Below are 827 nucleotides of genomic sequence, written 5' to 3'. Positions count from 1 at the left end.
GCTCTCCCAATTGAGCAAGTGCATGGCTACTTGGAAGCGTTTCACCATCTTTGTGAAGCGGAAGATTGGGAAAAAGCTAGCGAAATCACATTTCTTCGCCTCAATACTTCTACCAATGAAGAACTCCACCAGCAACTAGAAACTTGGAGTTACTATAGCGAACGTTTGAGCATATATAACCGTCTTGTAGGTAAGTTAAATCCTAATTTAAACGCTATTATTCTAAATCGTATCGGCGAAATTTATTTTTTCATCGGAGATAGTAATAAAGCTATAAATTATCATTCGCAAAGTTTAGCAATTGCACGAGAAATAGCCAACCCAATGATAGAGGAGTTAGCACTTGGTAGCATAGGGAATATTGCTCTGATTATTGGAGAATATAAAAAAGCAATTGAATTTTACCAGCAACGCTTAGCGTTAGCATGGAAAAGTAATGATAAATTAGGTGAACAAAATACATTATGGAACCTAGGAACTGTTTTCAGTATAATGCAAGATAGCAGAATAGCTATTAATTACTATAAGCACAGCTTAAAGATTGCAAGAAATATTAAATACAGCACAGGTGAAATTTTATCTTTGCAAAGTTTAGGCAATGCTTATATCTCAATTGATTATGAAAAAGCACTCGAATATTTAGAACAAAGTTTGCTACTTGCTAGAGAACATCAAGAAATAAAATTAGAAATCCAATCTTTAAGAAGTATAGGAATTTTTTACAGTGCTCTGGGAGAATACTGTCTAGCAATTAAATATCTAGAAGAAAGCTTGTTAATTGTTCGAGAAATTAAAGATCGTCGAGAGGAATCACGTGCTTTAGGAGT

The 827-nt window shown here is 34.2% G+C and carries 1 protein-coding gene; it reads left to right on the top strand.

Going from position 1 to position 827, the window contains the following annotated elements; translation table 11 throughout:
• Window positions 1–30: 30 nt before the first annotated feature.
• Window positions 31–827: tetratricopeptide repeat protein (locus tag WA1_RS52000; RefSeq protein WP_158516816.1), on the top strand; the 797-nt coding region annotated here is incomplete at its 3' end.

The sequence above is a fragment of the Scytonema hofmannii PCC 7110 genome (assembly GCF_000346485.2).
In the GTDB taxonomy this organism is placed as follows: Bacteria; Cyanobacteriota; Cyanobacteriia; order Cyanobacteriales; family Nostocaceae; genus Scytonema; species Scytonema hofmannii.
The sequence above is the reverse complement of the archived record's forward strand: the minus strand, read 5'-3'. Positions and strand labels throughout refer to the sequence as shown.